The organism is Streptomyces sp. NPDC040410 (assembly GCF_055595715.1).
The window spans coordinates 23,720-40,305 of the sequence record NZ_JBVIVK010000018.1 but is presented as its reverse complement, the minus strand read 5'-3'; the positions used below and the strand labels follow the sequence as shown (position 1 = coordinate 40,305).

The window sequence follows — 16,586 nt, the reverse complement described above, 5'->3', positions numbered from 1 at the left end:
TCGTGCGACAACGCCTCAGGAAGTGACAGCGGCGGGCGACTGCTTGGCGTCGGCGGCGCCAGTTCGACCAGCTCAGTGCGTGGTGTCGTCCGCGGTGTCCGCTCAGGTGCGGGGGCCGGGCACGACAAGCTGCCAGGAGTCGCCGAACCTCCGCCACTGTGAGCCCGATGGCCCCGGGTGTCTCACCTGTTCCGCCCCCTTTTCCCAGGGCTGGTGTGCCGTGGCGGCCAGGAAAGCGTGAGCGAGCATGGCCAGAGTGATGTGCCGGTACCAGCCACGTAGCGGCGGACCTCGTACTGATCCAGGCCGCACTCGTTCTTCGCGGCCTGGAAGCACTCCTCGATCGCCCAGCGCGCCCCGGCGACCCGCACCAACTCCTGGACGGTGACCTGGAGGGGCGCGTAGGCGAGGTAGTAGGCGATCTCGTCGGGCTTGCTGATGCTGCGCCGGGCCAGTGCCCACCGCATCCGGTGAGGGACCTCGCCCTGATAGTCGAATTCGGCGGCGGCCGGCAGCCGCACCGCTGCCCAGTGGTAGACGCGGGGCCCCTTGGCGCCGTCACCGCAGGAGATCTTCTCCCATGCCTCGTCCGGGGCCTGCGCGAACAGGCCCTCGATCCGTGAACAGCCCACGCTCAACTACCGTACGGACAATGCCCGGCTGGGCTTTCAGTTGGGCGTCGGCCGGTTCTACGAACCGGACGCGGTCCTGTCCTCCTGCCATGCCAACCTCAAGGAGGACCTGCGTGACGCTATCGAACTGCCCGCTGCGAAACCCATCCGTACGGGACTGACCACCGTCGTCACCGAGCGGCGCAGCACCCGCGCGTTCACCGGCGAGGCGATCTCGATGGCGGACCTGTCGGCGTTGCTGTTCCAATGCCAGGGCACCACCGGAAGCCTGCACCACGGCGATCCCGACGACCCGCGGGGGGTGATCCGGCTGCGTACCGTCGCGTCGGGCGGCGGCCTTTATCCGGTGACGTTGTACGTCCATGCCTTCAACGTCGCGGGGCTTGCGTCGGGCGCGTATGAGTATCTGCCCTACGCCCACGCCATTTCGCCGGTCGCGCCGCATCCGAAGCTGTCCCCGGCACACGTGCTGCACTCGGTGGACCTGGATGTCGAGCGCAGTGGGTTTGCGCTGACGTTCGTCTACAACCTCTACGAGAACTCGCGCAAGTACGGCGACTGCGGTGTCGTCTTCGGGCTCATCGAAGTCGGCGGGATCTTGCAGAACTTGCACCTGGCCCGCACTGCGCTCGGCCTCGCCGGCTGCGACCAGGGCTCCTATGACAAGCAGATGATCGAGAAGATGCTGAATCTGGACGGCCTGACCAGCCACGTCGTGCACGTTGCCATGGTCGGGAAGGGAGAGTAGTCAATGAGCGTAGACGAGCACATGCCGGCCACCTACGTGCTGGCGAGCACGGCGCGCCTGGTCGAGGACAGCGCCGGCCGGTTCCGTATCCGCACCGGAGTGTGGAACTTCGAGGAAGCGGTGATCGACGTCAGTGGTGAATCTCCGGCAGTGGCGGCCACCGTCACCGCCGCGTTGCGCGCCGCGGCTGCCGGGCCGGTGCGTGTCGCCGACCACTTGGGTCCGGAGCTGCTGCCGATCGAGTCGGCCAACGTCGAGCAACTCTTTGGGGACCTGGCGAAGGCTGGCATGATGGTCCCGGCCCGTGACCGTGACAGTCAGGACGCGGTGACCGCGGCGCTACTGGGCCGCCTGGTATCGCCCTACCCGGGCGACGGCGAGCCGCCGAACGGTGACGTCGCCTTCTTGTCGGACTCGGCGGCGGCGACCGCTCAGGCCGAGCACCTGGCGGCGGGGCTGCGGCTGCAGCTGGTGCCGCTCGCGCCGGCTACGGTGGAGCGCCTGTCGACCGCCGACCTCACGTCGCGTATCGACGGGCTGGCTACGGAGCAGGCCGTGGTCGACCTAGTGCCGGCCCTGACCGGCTCGGCGGCGCTGGTGACGTGCTTGCAGCGGCCGTCGTTGCCGCTGCTGCGCAACATCAACCGCGTGATCGAAGGTAGCGACGTGCCTTGGGTGTGTGCGTTCATCGACGGGCCCTTCGTCTCCATCGTGGGCATGAAGTCCCCGCACACCGGCTGCTTCGAGTGTTTCGAGCAGCGGGCGTTGGCGAGGCTGGAGGATCACGTGTCCTACCACGACTTCGCCCGCTCGTCGGTCGGCGCGGCGGCGCCGCGGGCCGCGGACGCGCCGATGATGAGCCTGCTGACCACTATGGCACTTACTGAGGGCTACCTGCACGCGGCGGTAGAGGGGTCGCGGATTTCGGGTCGGGCGCTGAGCGTGCATCTACCCACGCTAGAGATCCAGGCGCAGGACCTGCTGCGGATGCCCGGCTGTCCGGCCTGCGGCAAGGTGTCCCGCGAGCGTGCACACGAGATCAATTTCAACAGCAGGGCGGTTCTGGACCGGATCGTGGCGGGGGTGCTGCAGTGAGTGCCCTGGCGCATTACCCATCGATGACCGGACTGCTGCGGCGATACCGTCATTTGGGGGGAAACCAGACCGGCATCATGCCCGGCTATTTTTACAACGTCGCCGAGATCCCGGGCGACCCGTGGCTACGGGCGATGACTGCGACGATGCCGCATTACCACCGCCTGATCCTGGACGACCCGCAAAAGGATGTCAGCTACCACCTTAGCGGGTACAGCCTCTACCACGAAGACGCCATGATCAGGCTGATGGGAGAGACGGTCGAACGGTACGCCGGCATGGTAGCCGTACGCCTGTTCGATCAGGGCTTCCGGTATGCCTCGTTCCGGGAACTGTCGCGTGACGGCGAGTGCCTCCCACTGGAATATCTAGGCATCTTCAGCCCTGAACAGCAGCGCGAAATCGGCGGGTTGCTCCACGGGTTCGCCGACCGCCCTCCCACCGAGGACGACGTCATCGCTTGGGTGCGCTGCCCGGCGCTGACCCGGCCGGGGGAGGACCTCTGGGTCCCAGCGCAGATGTTCTTCGGCGGCTACACCCCGTCGGCCGCGCACGGCGACCTGGTGTTCACCCCGTCTTTCTCCACCGGTACGGCCGCGCACGTGAGCCTGGAGAACGCACTGCGCAATGCGCTGATCGAGATCGTGCAGCTCGACTCGTTCATTCTCAACTGGTACACCCCGAACCCGTGCCCGGAAATCGTCATCGACGACGACGACGCGCTGCGGGTGCTGGACAAAATGCGGCTCGGGCCCGACTCCGATTACCGGGTCAGGGCGATCCACCTGACCCGGCCAGACCTCCCGCTGCCAACCATCGGTGTGATCCTGGACCATAAGACCGACGCGCTGCCGATGCTCACCTACGGGATGCAGGGTGACGCCGACCCGCGGCGCGCGCTGCTGCGCGGGGCGATGGAAACCGCGGCCATCCTCGCAATGCCCGCGTTCGCCGCCATCTACGACCCGACTGCGGTGCACGCGGCAGCGAGCGCTTCGCATTACATGGACCTCGACTCCAACGTGCTGTACTACGCCAGCCCGCCGGACGCGGACCACAAGCGCGCCGTCTTCGACGAGCGGTTCAGCGGGTCAGTGAAGCTCTCGGAGATCGCCCCGCTGAGCGGGGAGTCGACCCTTGACTCGCTGATCGCGATGGTTGCCGGGGTGAGCCGCTGGGCGACCTACCTCGACGTGACACCGCCGGAACTGGCCGCCACCGACTGGAAGGTGGTCCGTGTCCTCATCCCCGAACTGCTGAGCATGTGCCTGCCGGGGATGCCACCCAAAGCGCATCCACGCATGGTCACGCACGGAGGAGTGACAAATGACCACCCGCACCCTGTGCCTTAGCGTGCTGGTCGTGCTCTGCGCGGCGTTCCCGGCACAGGTTTTCCAGCTGGCTACCTCCACCGGCCGCAGCGGCGGCACGTCCGGCTCGGCGCCGCGCCGCCTCGACCGCGCCATGACCGGGCCGCTGGTGCTCGCCGGGGCGCTGATCGCGATGGCGGCGCTGGCCGCCACGCTCGCGCCGATGCGGTGGGCGCTCTCGCCCGCCGACTGGCGTTGGTATGGCGCCGCGGTTGCGTTCGGGTGCCTCGCCCCGGTACTGGAGTGGGCCGTCGGCGCGGCCCCGGTGGCGATCCGGTACCGGCGACTGCCCGGCATCGGCCTGCACCGTCTCGCGACGGCCAGGTCGGTCTGGGTGATGCTCGCCTACGTCGTCGCCGCCGCCGCGGAGGAGGTGCTGTTCCGGGGCGTGGGACTGCACTTGCTGGAAGGGGTCCTGGGCTGGCCGGTCGCTGCGGCGCTCGCGATCACCTCTGTCGTGTACGGCCTTAACCACCTCTACTTCGGCGCCATCACCGTCGCGCAGAAGACCGTCACCGGCGTCGGCTTCGGCCTGCTCTATCTACTCGGAAGCCACAACGTGCTGGTGCCGCTGGTAGCCCACGTGGTGCAGAACGTCGTCGTGCTCACCATGCTGCCGCGCCGGGAGGCACCGTGACCAGCGACGCGGCGGTGTTCGCCGCCACCGCCCTCGCGGCCTCCGCGATCTGGCTCATCGTGTTCCGGCTGGGCGTCTTCAACAAACGCACCAACCAGCGTGTCCGCCTCTGGGCCGTCAGCCACACCCCGGTTCCCGGCAGATACGTGATCCCGATCCTGGGCACCCTGATCTACCTGGCCCTTGGCGTCCTGGGGTCGATCGCTTTGACCTACGCCGGCGACCTCAGCCTGGCCGGCCTGCTCGCCTGGCGTGTCACCCCGCACGGCGTCGGACTCATGCTGCTCACCGCCGTCGGTGCCCACCTGCTGAGCGGGTTGGCGACGTCCATCATGTACGCCGTGCGACCCGGCATCGATGTGCCCACCGCGATCGCCAACGTCAACTGGGTAAGAGAGGTTATGGTGCTACCCCGGCCTTGGCGTTACACAGTCCCGGCGATCAGCGCCGCGGTCGAGGAGTTCTTCTTCCGCGGCGTTTTCCTCGGCGGCCTGCTGGCCACCGGCACACAGGTCTGGGCCGCGATCGCGATCAGCGGCGCGGCCTTCATCGTCCTCCAGGTGCTGTACACCGACACAGCCCTGCAGGCCACCGTGATCGGACTCGCCTGTGTGGTGCTCGCGGTGTTGTGCGGGTTGCTGGTGGCCGTTGAAGGCAGCGTTCTTCCGGCGATCGCGGTGCACGCCTCGTTCGCCGCGTACTTCACCCGGTCCAGCGTGCGCCGGGCCGCTCGCGTCCCGACCGTAATGCCATGATGAGGAGGTCGACAACCGTGGATCACCAAGCAGCCGAACCACTCGTCGACGCCCGGAACATCACCGTCCGCTACGGTGATCTGACCGCCGTCAACGGCGTCAACCTGAGCGCCGCCAAAGGCCAAATTGTGGGCCTGATCGGCCCCAACGGCTCCGGCAAGACCTCATTGTTGGAGTGCGTCGAAGGGCTACGGAAGCCGGCCACGGGCACGATCCGCGTCGGTGGCTTCGACCCCGCCAGCGACCGCACCCGGATGACCCGCATCGCCGGCGTCCAGCTCCAGGAGCTCGTCTACCCGCCGCGCGCCTCAGTCGAGGAAATGTGCCGGCTGTTCGCGTCGTTCTACGCAGACCCGGCAGACCACGGCGAACTGCTGGAGCGGTTCGGTCTGACCGAACAACGGAGCAGTCAGGTCGCCAGGTTGTCCGGCGGCCAACAGCGGCGGCTGTCGCTGGTCCTGGCGCTGCTGAACAATCCGCAGGTGGTCTTCCTCGACGAGTTCACGAGCGGACTGGACCCCGCCGCCCGGCGCGTGGTCTGGCAAGAGCTGCGCCGTCGCAACGACGACGGCCTCACCATCGTGATCACCTCCCATCACATGGAGGAGGTAGAGCACCTCTGTGACCGGGTCAACGTGATGCGCAAGGGCCGCATCGTCGCCACCGGCACGCCCACCGAGCTGATCCGCGACCACGCCAGCGACAGTGCCCGGTTCGTGCTCGACGGATTCGGAGGCAACGACGAACTGCGCGGCAAGCTCATCGGGCTGGGGGCAGGCGTGCGGGTGGAACTGGCCGGACGGCGGCTGCTCCTCGACGTGCGGCCGGCGCGCCGCGCAGACGTCGACCGCGTCCTGGCCGACTACGACTGCACGCCGAGGGTGCTGCCGGCCTCACTCGACGATGCGTACCTGAACCTGACCGGACCGGCCTCGAGTGAAGCGGACAACGTGGGTGTTTCATAAAGTGCTGGTGTTCGAGGCGAGGCGGACGCTGCGCAACTTCCCGCCGCTGTTCTTCGGCCTCGTGTTCCCCGTCATGGTGCTGGGCATCTTCGGCGGCATTTACGGCAACGAACCGTCCGACTTGTTTGGCGGCCTGGGCACCGTCGACGTGTCCGTGCCCGCCTACGTCGGCCTCGTCTTCGCCGTCGCCGGGCTCATGAGCTTCCCACTCGGCATGGTCGAATACCGCTCACGGGGGTTCTTGCGCCGGCTCCGCGCCACCCCCGCCCGGCCCTCAGCGTTCCTCATGGCGCAACTACTGGTCAACATCGTCATCTCCGCGCTGGGCGTCGCCATGCTGATCGTCGTCGGCGCCCTGGCGTTCGGGCTGCACGCACCGGCGCGGCCGCTGGCGTTCACCGGTATCGCACTACTGTCCGCCACCGCCATGTTCGGTCTCGGCCTGCTCATCGCCTCGATCGCCCGCAGCGAACAGGCGGCGCTGGTCATCGCCAATCTGGTGTACTTCCCGATGATCTTCCTGACCGGCGCCGCCATCCCGCTCGAGCTCATGCCCGACTGGTTGCGGAAGGTCACTGACGCTCTGCCGCTCACCTACGCGATCGGCGCGATGCAATGGGCCTGGCTCGACCGCGGCGACTCGATCGGCGTCGCACTCACAGTGCTGAGCGGCACCACCGTTGTCTGCGCTGCCAGCGCCGCCAAGCTGTTCCGCTGGACTGTATGAACCGACGTGACCTTCGCGGCCGACAGCAGCCTTCGGGTCAGTGAATGGCACAGCCACTCCACGGGGCACCCGGTCCCCAGCGCACGCGACAGCGTGCTTGACCACGCCGGGCTCAGCTCATCTGCAGTTGAGCGCCTGCGGACGCCGGTGCTCGCAGCGACTCCGCTACGTCCGTGGAGAGGCAACCATCCCCTTGCCGCTCGACGCGGAATCCGACCCGGGCGTGCCATCCCTGCTTCTCACACCGGATGTCAGTCCAATCCGCCAGAAGGCCAATGAGGTCGGGTTGTCGTCGTGGTGAGGGAGAGTCCGGTTCTGGCGAGCCAGCCGTCTCCCGCTTCATCGACACGGTCCGCGCTGCACCGTCCGAAGTCCGCAGCAGCGTCTGGTCCTTGGCAGGCGATCACGCGCCGGATGCGGGCTGTGAGGTGACCATCGACCTGGACGGCATGCTCGTCGTCGCGCACTCGGCCATGCAGAACGCGGCGCCGACCTGGAGGAAAACCTACGGCCAGCATTCGCTCGTGGAAGTGACGCATACGCAGGCTGCGATTTTTAGAAGCAACTCGCAACCCGCCTTCGTTTCAGCGGTTCGCCACCGCACCCCCATATCCCGACGAGGGTGCCGATTACCGAGAGTCGACAGGACAAAGGAACAAGCGATGCACACACAGACGCCGCGGCGCATGTATCGGGACGCGTCGGTCTACCGTCGTTCTCCGGCCCTGGTATCGCTGGACGAACCCGTCAGTACGGTGCTGGCTATGAGGCTGGCCAAAGCCGGTCTTGATCTCGGCGACGCTGTGCGGTGGGGAAGCGAATCAGCCTGCGCCTCCATGCTGGAACGACCGAGGATGATCCTGCTTGACGCCCCGACTATTGGGGCCGACGGGCTGGTTGCACTCATCCGAGCCGCCTCTATGGTCGCTCCCGTAGCCGTCTTGAGAGAGGAAGGACAGGATGCCGTCGCCGCATTCGCTGCCGGGGCGGTTGATGTTCTCGACCGGCAGGCACCGGCTGCTGAGCTCGTCTGGCGTATTCGTGCTGACTTGAGGCATTGCCCGCAAGTTCCACCACCCTGTGCATACCCCCAGCGGACCGCAAGCCAGCGCCTCCTGTTTCATGTGGTTGCCAAGGCTCGAAAACCCCGGTGCTGTCACCACCTGCGACTGCTCCTAGGAACACCCAGCCTTCCCATGTCACTGCGGGCCCTCAAGGCCCGGATCCAACGGCTGCTGCCACACTTCGGTGACCACGGTCTCGCACTTGTCGCGGATGGACAGTGGGGACTGGTGACCTACCAGACGCGGAGCAGGGCGCTCGAATTTTGACTCCTTCGTGACATCGGAGATGGCTGCGCCCCAATGCCACTTACTGTCCCCGGGACTCAGGGTGCTCGATGCCCGTGAGCGGTCACCCCCGCGAGTGAACTGGCCCGATGTCCCGCCTGGCCCTGGAGCTGCCGGCGATCTTCCCGCGCATCCGTGGCCACCTCATCGAGGAGCCGGTCAACGCCGTACTCTGGGCGGCCCGCACCACCTCGTGAGTGCCTATGGCCCCGCAGGAGCAAGGATCATGGCGATGAGGTGCTCGAGAGCTGCGGCGGAGCGCGGGTCGGTGAGCCGCGCCTCGGGGGCGCTGTCGATGGCGATGCGGCGCAGCTCCAGCCAGCCCAGATAGGCGGCGTACGCGGACAGGGCCCGATTCCGGGCATCGTCTGTCCCGAAGCCGAGGTCGGTGAAGACGTCGGTGAGGTAGGCGATCCGGGTGCGGTTGACCCGGGCGACGACCTCGGCGACGGCGGGGTGCATGGTCTGAGCGACCAGGGCGGGTTCCAGCCCGCCGATCTGCTCGCTGCCGAGCGCCTCGTCGAACAGTGCTCTCGCGCGGACCCGGGCGTCCGTCAGTTCGCCCAGTGCGGCGATGACGTCGGTGGTGGCGCGTGCCTCCCAGGTCTCCAGAGCTGCGACGAGCAGGGCGTCGCGATTCTCAAAGTGCCAGTAGAAGCTGCCGCGGGTGACGCCCAGTTCCCGGGCGAGCTGGTCCACCGCCACCGCGGATACCCCGCCCCGGGCCAGCGCGCGGAGCGCGGCCATCGTCCACTCGTCCTTGCTGACTTTGCTCCTCGCCACGTTCCGTACAGTACTGTACGGAACATCCATACAGCACTGTACGGATGAGGCACCTCACGTGTGCCCGCGACAGGGCACGGGGAAGGGGAGTACGGGGATGAACGCCACGAACTGGCTGCTCGGCGCACCCGCGGGCAGGACTGCCGAGGAGGGGGGCGGTGCCGAGGGAGCCTCCGCGGGGGCCCGGGGGGCAGGGGTGCTGTCGGCGAGCGGTCTACTGGCTGCGGGGCTTCTCCATGGCGTGTGGGTGTTCACCCCGTGGCCGCTGGGTTCGCGGGCGGAGTTCGCCACCGTCGTAGTCGGCGTCGAGGAGTCCCGACTTCCATCGAAACCGGCTACCTTCGCGGTTGCCGCGCTGCTCTGCGCGTCCGCCTGGCTGGTCATCACCGCAACCCGGCCGGGAAGCCGGATCGGCGCCTCACGGCTGGTCCGTATCGGCCTGTGGACGGTGAGCGGCGTGCTGGCCGTACGCGGTATCGGCGGCCTCGCGGCCTCCGGCCTCGCCCTGGGCAACGTCCCCCGAGCATTCCGCCACTGGGACCTGGCCCTGTACTCACCCCTGTGCATGACCCTGGCCGGCCTGACCGCCTATGTGGCCTTGCGCACCCGCCGGCGTCGCGACCGCCCCACTGAGGATCGTCCAAGCTGAATGCCGTTCGGGGCAGTCCAGTGAACGGCCCTGTGGTGAGGCCGGCATTGACAGCCGCCGAGTAGCCGAGGGGGAATCTCACCCCTCGGCCACAAGGGCAGGCGGGTCAGGGGGGTCTGCTGAGTTCGCCGTTCCGATGCCACTTTGACTGAGCGTCGGTGATGACGGCCAGGCCCTGCCCCCAGAACACGAAGCACCGAGCGGGAGCCTGCGTCGGTGGCCCGCCTGAGACCGGCCTCCCGGCGGCTCGTCAGCGCAAGCAGCTGACCGCACCGAGCGAGCCTCTGCCGCGAGAGTGCCCTACTCCGCCATGCCCTGAACGGGGCACGGTGGCAGCCGCCGCTCCCCGCCGTCCCACGTTGCCGATCCTCGACCGGGGAGAAGTCGAGACCGGGACGGATCACCCGTGCCAGGGTGGGCAACACATCAACAACGCCCAAATCCTTTCCCCCACAGGCACTTAGGGAGGCCCCCCATGCTGCGCGGCATCGATGTGAGCGCGTACCAGTCCTCCTCTTACGACACGGACAACATCTCCTTCGTCTTCATCAAGTCGACGGAGGGCCGCTCGTACGTCAACCCGAAACTCGGCGCCCAGACGAAGACGGCCCGCGAGGCCGGACTCGTCGTCGGCTTCTACCACTTCCTCTGGCCGGGCAACCTCACGGCTCAGGCCGAGTACTTCGTCAAGCACGCTCCGGAGAAGGCGGGCGACATCCTCGCCGTCGACTGGGAGACGACCGGCGAGGGGACGCATGCGAGCAATGCGGAAAAGGACCGCTTCATCAAGAAGGTGAAGGAACTCCGGCCGAACCACCGGGTCGTCCTGTACTGCAATCGCCACTACTGGCTGAACATCGACAGCACGTCCTACGCCGGCGACGGCCTCTGGATAGCCGACTACGTGCGGGCTGGCGAGCCCCGCATCCAGGCCAAGTGGCGCTTCCACCAGTACACCGACGACCCGCACGACAGGAACGTCGCCGACTTCTCGAGCCGGGCCGCGCTGAGGGAGTGGGCCAACGACGCCTGACTCACTCCGCCTGTCCCTGCACCCCACAGCACCGCGGGCGTCCCTTACGCTTCTGACCTGCGGTTCGACAGCAACCGTGAGAAAGAGGGGAGCTTCGCGCCATGGGTGGGACGGTCAGCGCGGTCAGCAGCAACGGGACGTACTCGTTCACCAAGCCGAACCGGGAGAGCATCACGCTGCTCGCCGGGCTCGGGGTGGAGGGGGACGTGCACGCCGGGGCCACGGTGAAGCATCGGTTCCGGATGAAGAAGGACCCATCGCAGCCGAATCTGCGGCAGGTGCACCTCATACACGAGGAGCTGTTCGACGAGGTGCGGGAGGCGGGGTTCGAGGTCGCGGCCGGTCAGCTCGGGGAAAACGTCACGACCCGCGGGATCGATCTGCTGGGCCTGCCGGCCGGGGCGCTCCTGCGGCTCGGGGACGAGGCCGTCGTCGAGGTCACCGGGCTGCGGAATCCCTGTGCGCAGATCGACACCTTCCGGAAGGGGCTGATGAAGCAGGTCGTCGGGCGGGGCGCGGACGGGAAGGCGCGGTTCAAGTCCGGGATCATGAGCGTCGTCGTGAAGGGCGGCGTGGTGCGGGCCGGGGATCCCGTGACGGTCGAGCTGCCCGCCGGTCCGCACCGACCGCTCGACATCGTGTGACCCAGGCCTTGTCGTTTCCCGCTGCCCCGCCTGCCCCGCCGGGCGGACGACGGGAATTCGACGACAGGGCCTACGCGCGGAAGTCCGGCGTCCGTTCCGGTGAAGCTTCCGCGAGCGTCTTCCTCACCCCGTCCACGCCGTCCCGCAGGCCGTACACCGGGGTGCCCGGCTGCTGGCGCCAGGAGTCGTCGAGGCCGCCCGCGTCGACCGTGTCGAGGCCCTGAGGAGCCGGGCGGCTCCGCCGATGGGCACCGTCGACCGCGGGACACGTCAGGCTATTCCGGATGGGGCAGGAGAGTGACCGCTGCCCCGGAAACCAGGCACCGCATGCCGAAGGGGCGCCCCTCCGCTGCCGGACCGGCGCCCCCTGCCGCGCCCGTCACTGGTTCAGGTGCGACCAGAACTCGTCGAACGAGAGGAGCTTGTCGCCGTTGAGGTCACGGGCCTTGATGATCGCCTCGGCCACCGACTCGGTGACGTTCCAGTCGCCCGCCTGGGCCAGCGCGGTCTTGAACTCGGCCGCGGTGATGAAACCGTCACCGTCCGTATCGATCCGCTCGAACTGCTTGCGTGCCTCGTCGATGTCCGCCACCGATCCGCCCCTTTTACTCGTGTTTCTCACAACGTGCTGTCGTACTGACGCAGGTCAGACTAACCGCCCGTCCGAGCCTCCGCTGCGGCGACTCGATCATGTCTGCGAGTGTGGGCCTTCCAGTGGGTGGCGACTCAAGGGCGCGAGCAAGGAGACGGGACGCGATGGCGGGGACCCTGCGGGACATTCTCGACGCGGCGGCGCGGGGTGTCTTCCCGCCCGCGGACGGACGTACGACGGTGGTGCCGCAGCACTCCCACCGCGACGCCGGCGTCCTCTCCTTCACCGCGCACTCCGTCGTCTTCACGGACGAGGATCCCGAGTGGGTGCGCCGGACGCTGGCGAGCGTCGACTGCGACGCGCTGGCCGCGACGATGAACGCGAGGTTCCTCGCGGCCTTCATGGAGCGCACGGGGCGCGGGACCGACACCATCGACGTGATGAAGGTGGCCGCTCCCCTGCCGGGCGAGCCGCCGCTCGCGGTGGCGGAGATCTCCGATCCCGACCACCCGAGGGTCGTCAGCTCCCGCAGGCGGCGCGACCGCGTGCGGGTGTGGGCCGCGCAGGGTGGGGTGCTCGTCCTGGGACGCGGCATCGGGGGACGGCTGGAGGTGGCTGTCGAGGTGGACGAGGACGTACGGCACCGGGGGCTGGGGCGGGCCCTGGCGGTGACGGCACGGCATCTGAGCGGCGGCGAGCCGGTGTGGGCCCAGATCTCGCCGGGGAACGCCCGCAGCGTGCGGGCGTTCCAGGCGGCGGGGTATGCGCCGGTGGGGGCGGAGGCACTGCTCATCGCCCGCTAGTGCCGCGTCTGCCCAGGCGGGTCAGCCGGCCGCGGGTCAGCGGAAGACGCCGGTGTGGCCGAGCGAGTAGCGGCCGGGCTGCGGGTACACCGCGAGGCCGTGCGGGCCGCTGCCGACCCTGATGCGGGCGAGCTGGATGCCGGTGCGGGTGTCGATGGCGTACACCTCGCCGTTGTACCGCCCGGACAGCCACAGGACCTTTCCGTCGGCGGAGACACCTCCCATGTCGGGGCTGCCGCCTTCGGGGAGATGCCACTTCCTGGTGACCTTGTTCAGGGTGAAGTCGAAGACGGAGACGGTGCCTTCACCTCGGTTGGAGACGTACATCTCGCGTGAGTCGCGGCTGACGTACAGGCCGTGGGTGCCCTTGCCGGTGGGGAGGAGGGTCGGCTTGGTGAACCTGTCGCCGTCCAGGATCCAGATGCCGTCGGCCACCATGTCCGCGATGTAGAACTTCTTGCCGTCGGGCGAGATCTTGACGTCCTGCGGCATCGCGCCGTGCAGGGGCAGCTTCTGCTGCCCGACGACCTTCATCCGTTCGGTGTCGACCTTGAGGAGCTCGCCGCTGAACTCGCAGGAGACGATGAAGTAGCGGCCGTCGAGGGAGAAATCGGCGTGGTTGACGCCGTAGCAGCTGACCGGGACCGTCTTCACCCGCTTCATGGTGTGCGGTTCCAGGAAGACGAGTTCGCGGTCCAGGGAGGCCATGACGACGGCGTATCGGCCGTTCGGTGTGAAGTAGAGGTTGTAGGGGTCGTGTACGTCGACGGGCCTGCCCGCCTTCCCCGTCTTCGGGTCGATGGGGGTGAGGGTGTGGCCTCGGTTGTTGTTGACCCAGAGCGTCTTCATGTCCCAGGACGGGACGACGTGCTGGGGCTGGTGGCCGACGCGGATCGTGTCGATCACCTCGTACGTCCTCGGGTCGATGACGGAGACGGTGTCGGACTCGCTGTTGGGGACGTAGACCCGGGACGGGAAGTCCTTGACCACCGGGGAGAGTCTGCCCGGGCGGTCGGCCGCGTAGACGTCCTGCGGGTCGAGGACGGGCGGCATGCCGGGCAGCCCTCGGACGGGCGGCTTCTTCGACGGGGCGGGCACGGGTGCGGCTTTGGTGGTCGGGGCCTCGTCGGCGTGGTGCCCTTCCGGAGTGCCGCAGGCGGCGAGGACGCAGAGACCGCAGAGGGCGGCGGCGAGGATCAGGGTGCGCGTGATTCGGGTGGGGTGCATCAGCTGAGCAGCTCCGTGGTGGTGACCGCGCGCAGTCCGCGGCGGTCGAGTTCTTCCAGTACGGCGGGGAGCGCGGTGACCGTGTCCGGGTAGCCGAGGTGCAGGCTGACCACGGATCCGTTGCGGATCCTGCCGAGGACCGTGCGGGCGACGGCGGGTGCGCCGGGCGAGGTGAAGTCGCGGGAGTCGACGTCGTACGACAGGACGTGCGGGTAGCCCGCGGCGCGGGCCAGGCGTTCGACGAGCGGGGAGGCGCGGGCTGAGCGGGAGGGGCGGAACCAGGTGCCGATGGAGCCGGTGAGCTTCCGCAGGCGGTCTGCGCAGGCGGTGATCTCGGCGCGGGCGTCGGCCTCTGACATGGCGTTGATCCCGAGGTGACTCTGGGTGTGGTTGCCGAGGTCGTGGCCGCCGTCCAGGATGCGGCGGGCCAGATCGGGGTGTTCGTCGAGCCAGCTGCCGACGGCGAGGACGGTGATCCGCGCGCCGTGCCGTTCGGCTTCGGTGAGCAGGCCGCGGGCGAGTGCGGGGTCGCCCTGGCCGTGGAAGGTGAGGGCGACACGGGGTTGGGTGCGGGGGCCGTGGGTGATCCGGGCGGGCTGCCCCGGGAAGGCGCGGGGTGCGGGAGCCGGCTCAGGCGTGGCCGCCGGGTCGCCGGACGCGTGGGTCCGGGTGGCGGACGCGGCGGTGGCGGCGGGTCGCGCGGCGCCGGTCTCCGCGCACCCGGCGGCGGCGGCCCCGGCGACGAGCCCGGCGCCGGCACGGAGCACCCCGCGTCGGTTGGTCGTGGTCACCCGCACCATTTAAGGGGGGTATCGATGAAAAACCGGCGATTGGCCCGAATTACGACGGGCGGGTTAAAGACAGACCCAGCCCGGTGCACGCGGCACGCGGCAGGGCCTGGCGGGTCTAGCGGGTCTAGCGGGTCTAGCGGTCCGCCACTCTCATCTCGAACCAGGTCGTCTTGCCTCGCGGCAGCAGGTCGACTCCCCAGCGGTCGGAGAGTTTGTCCACCAGGAAGAGGCCCCGGCCGCTGACATCCAGCTCATGGACCGGCATCAGACAGGGCAGCCCTCGGGAGGGGTCGCGGACCTCGATGCGGATCCAGCCGCGTCGGCGGCGCATGCGGAGGCCGAAGACGCGGGCGCCGGTGTGGCGTACGGCGTTGCCGACCAGTTCCGAGACCAGTAAGACCGCGTCTTCCGTCAGCTTCGGAGTGAGTCCCCACTGGCGCAGGACCACCACCTGAGCCAGTCGGCGGGCCGTGGCGGCGGATTCGGGGCGGGACGGCAGCGGTACCTCCGTCTCCGTCGGATTGCCGAACAACTCGAGTGCCTTCAGAGCGTGTTCGTCCTCGACCGCAGGCGACCAGCGCGCCGCCGTCGGACGGCCGTGTCCCCGCGGCTGTTCGCTACCCTCCAGCCCCGCCATGCCCCCATCATGGCCGCCGCGACTGCCCGCCGGGGGCGTTCCTCGGGAATACGCCCCCCGGAACCCGTCATTCCGCCCGATTCGATCGGCATATGCCAAAGGCACATCGGAGCCCTCAACAGCCCATCTGGCCTGCGGCGACGGGTCACTTGGAGGCAATCGACCGGCTCCCTCGACAAGGCAGGCTTAAGGCTGACTTAAGGTTCCCATAAACCGCCCCATCGAGGGACCCGGATCAGACATCGCGTCAATTGCAAGTGGCTCAGAGGGATTCAGAGAGACGCAGAGAGACGCAGAGAGACGCAGAGGGATTCAGAGGGACACAGAGGGATTCCGAGGGATGCGATGCAGATCAGCGGGATCCGGCGATCTTCAGAGAAACTTCGCCTTTCCCGGCCCCTCCTCCACGAAGCTCCGCATCCCGCGCTGACGGTCCTCCGTCGCGAACAGGCCCGCGAACCAGTTCCGTTCCACGGCCAGGCCCGTGTCGATGTCCGTCTCCAGGCCGGTGTCGATCGACTCCTTCGCCGCGCGCAGCGCGAGCGCCGGGCCCTGCGCCAGCTTCGCCGCCCAGGCGTGCGCCTGCGCGTACACCTCGTCGGCCGGGACGACCCGGTCCACCAGACCCAGCGCGAGCGCCTCGTCGGCCTTGACCATGCGGCCCGTGAAGATCAGGTCCTTCGCCTTCGACGGGCCGATCAGGCGGGACAGGCGCTGCGTGCCGCCCGCGCCCGGGATCAGGCCCAGCAGGATCTCCGGCTGGCCCAGCTTCGCGCCCTCCGCGGCGATCCGGAAGTCCGCGCACAGCGCCAGCTCGCAGCCGCCGCCCAGCGCGTACCCCGTGACGGCGGCCACCACCGGCTTGGGGATGCGGGCCACCGCCGTGAACGAGTCCTGCAGGGCCCGGGCGCGCAGGACCATCGCCGTGTGGTCCATGAGCTGCATCTCCTTGATGTCCGCGCCTGCGGCGAACACCTTCTCCCCGCCGTAGATCACCACGGCGCGTACGTCGTCACGACGGCCCGCCTCTTCGGCGAGCTCCTTGATCCTGTCCTGTGTGGCGACGTCCAGCGCGTTCATGGGCGGGCGGTCGAGGCGCAGGACGCCGACGCCTTCGGCGACTTCCAGATTCACGGTCATGCAGGCAGG

At 68.6% G+C, this 16,586-nt stretch carries 17 protein-coding genes and 3 pseudogenes; 12 read left to right on the top strand and 8 right to left on the bottom strand.

What is annotated here, in order from left to right; translation table 11 throughout:
* Positions 1-102: 102 nt before the first annotated feature.
* Positions 103-554, bottom strand: a pseudogene (locus tag ACZ562_RS29495) (IS701 family transposase); the annotation flags it as partial.
* Between the two features lie 118 nt (positions 555-672).
* Here ACZ562_RS29495 and ACZ562_RS29490 point away from each other — a divergent pair.
* The 8 genes and pseudogenes from ACZ562_RS29490 to ACZ562_RS29455 all read left to right on the top strand — a co-directional run.
* Complete coding sequence (locus tag ACZ562_RS29490) at positions 673-1,380, top strand: SagB/ThcOx family dehydrogenase (RefSeq protein WP_471185190.1); 708 nt, start codon at positions 673-675, stop codon at positions 1,378-1,380.
* Between the two features lie 3 nt (positions 1,381-1,383).
* Positions 1,384-2,475 carry a TOMM precursor leader peptide-binding protein gene (locus tag ACZ562_RS29485; RefSeq protein WP_471185187.1) on the top strand — a complete coding sequence of 364 codons (1,092 nt, stop codon included), beginning with the start codon at positions 1,384-1,386 and terminating at the stop codon, positions 2,473-2,475.
* Between the two features lie 23 nt (positions 2,476-2,498).
* Positions 2,499-3,827 (top strand): YcaO-like family protein, encoded by a 1,329-nt coding sequence (locus ACZ562_RS29480; RefSeq protein ID WP_471185184.1) that lies wholly within the window; start codon positions 2,499-2,501, stop codon positions 3,825-3,827.
* Positions 3,802-4,482 (top strand): CPBP family glutamic-type intramembrane protease, encoded by a 681-nt coding sequence (locus ACZ562_RS29475; protein ID WP_471185182.1) that lies wholly within the window; start codon positions 3,802-3,804, stop codon positions 4,480-4,482. Before ACZ562_RS29480 ends, ACZ562_RS29475 begins: the two co-directional genes overlap by 26 nt.
* Positions 4,479-5,237: a CPBP family glutamic-type intramembrane protease gene (locus tag ACZ562_RS29470; RefSeq protein WP_471185178.1), complete on the top strand. Its 759-nt coding sequence runs from the start codon at positions 4,479-4,481 to the stop codon at positions 5,235-5,237. Before ACZ562_RS29475 ends, ACZ562_RS29470 begins: the two co-directional genes overlap by 4 nt.
* Before the next feature lie 17 nt (positions 5,238-5,254).
* Positions 5,255-6,202, top strand: a complete 948-nt coding sequence (locus tag ACZ562_RS29465; protein WP_471185176.1) for an ABC transporter ATP-binding protein — start codon at positions 5,255-5,257, stop codon at positions 6,200-6,202.
* A gap of 1 nt (position 6,203) precedes the next feature.
* Complete coding sequence (locus ACZ562_RS29460; RefSeq protein ID WP_471185173.1) at positions 6,204-6,929, top strand: ABC transporter permease; 726 nt, start codon at positions 6,204-6,206, stop codon at positions 6,927-6,929.
* Between the two features lie 314 nt (positions 6,930-7,243).
* A pseudogene (locus tag ACZ562_RS29455) lies at positions 7,244-7,453 on the top strand (IS1380 family transposase); the annotation flags it as partial.
* A 1,026-nt stretch (positions 7,454-8,479) separates the two neighbouring features.
* Here the strand turns inward: ACZ562_RS29455 and ACZ562_RS29450 are convergent.
* Positions 8,480-9,061 (bottom strand): TetR/AcrR family transcriptional regulator, encoded by a 582-nt coding sequence (locus ACZ562_RS29450; protein ID WP_471185171.1) that lies wholly within the window; start codon positions 9,059-9,061, stop codon positions 8,480-8,482.
* 97 nt (positions 9,062-9,158) lie between these two features.
* On the opposite strand from ACZ562_RS29450, the gene ACZ562_RS29445 reads away from it, so the two are divergent.
* From ACZ562_RS29445 to ACZ562_RS29435, 3 genes are all read left to right on the top strand, one after another.
* Positions 9,159-9,710 (top strand): DUF3995 domain-containing protein, encoded by a 552-nt coding sequence (locus ACZ562_RS29445; protein WP_471185169.1) that lies wholly within the window; start codon positions 9,159-9,161, stop codon positions 9,708-9,710.
* A gap of 475 nt (positions 9,711-10,185) precedes the next feature.
* A complete protein-coding gene (locus tag ACZ562_RS29440; protein ID WP_471185166.1) occupies positions 10,186-10,743 on the top strand; it encodes a glycoside hydrolase family 25 protein in 558 nt (185 codons plus the stop codon).
* A gap of 101 nt (positions 10,744-10,844) precedes the next feature.
* Positions 10,845-11,387 (top strand): MOSC domain-containing protein, encoded by a 543-nt coding sequence (locus ACZ562_RS29435; protein ID WP_471185164.1) that lies wholly within the window; start codon positions 10,845-10,847, stop codon positions 11,385-11,387.
* A gap of 70 nt (positions 11,388-11,457) precedes the next feature.
* Here the strand turns inward: ACZ562_RS29435 and ACZ562_RS29430 are convergent.
* Positions 11,458-11,607 (bottom strand): annotated as a pseudogene (locus ACZ562_RS29430) (NADP oxidoreductase); the annotation flags it as partial.
* 159 nt (positions 11,608-11,766) lie between these two features.
* On the bottom strand, positions 11,767-11,979 hold the full coding sequence (locus ACZ562_RS29425) for an EF-hand domain-containing protein (RefSeq protein WP_471185162.1): 213 nt from the start codon (positions 11,977-11,979) through the stop codon (positions 11,767-11,769).
* A gap of 164 nt (positions 11,980-12,143) precedes the next feature.
* On the opposite strand from ACZ562_RS29425, the gene ACZ562_RS29420 reads away from it, so the two are divergent.
* Positions 12,144-12,782, top strand: coding sequence for a GNAT family N-acetyltransferase (locus ACZ562_RS29420; RefSeq protein ID WP_471185159.1), 639 nt, complete (start codon positions 12,144-12,146; stop codon positions 12,780-12,782).
* A 36-nt stretch (positions 12,783-12,818) separates the two neighbouring features.
* Here the strand turns inward: ACZ562_RS29420 and ACZ562_RS29415 are convergent, their stop codons facing one another.
* The 4 genes from ACZ562_RS29415 to ACZ562_RS29400 form a co-directional block, all read right to left on the bottom strand.
* A complete protein-coding gene (locus ACZ562_RS29415; protein ID WP_471185158.1) occupies positions 12,819-14,009 on the bottom strand; it encodes a YncE family protein in 1,191 nt (396 codons plus the stop codon).
* Positions 14,009-14,809 (bottom strand): polysaccharide deacetylase family protein, encoded by an 801-nt coding sequence (locus tag ACZ562_RS29410; protein WP_471185155.1) that lies wholly within the window; start codon positions 14,807-14,809, stop codon positions 14,009-14,011. The genes ACZ562_RS29415 and ACZ562_RS29410 overlap by 1 nt, the downstream gene beginning before the upstream one ends.
* Positions 14,810-14,933: 124 nt before the next feature.
* Entirely contained in the window at positions 14,934-15,437 is a 504-nt protein-coding gene (locus ACZ562_RS29405; RefSeq protein ID WP_471185153.1) for an ATP-binding protein, read from the bottom strand.
* Between the two features lie 372 nt (positions 15,438-15,809).
* Positions 15,810-16,577, bottom strand: a complete 768-nt coding sequence (locus ACZ562_RS29400; protein WP_471185150.1) for an enoyl-CoA hydratase/isomerase family protein — start codon at positions 16,575-16,577, stop codon at positions 15,810-15,812.
* Positions 16,578-16,586 lie beyond the last annotated feature (9 nt).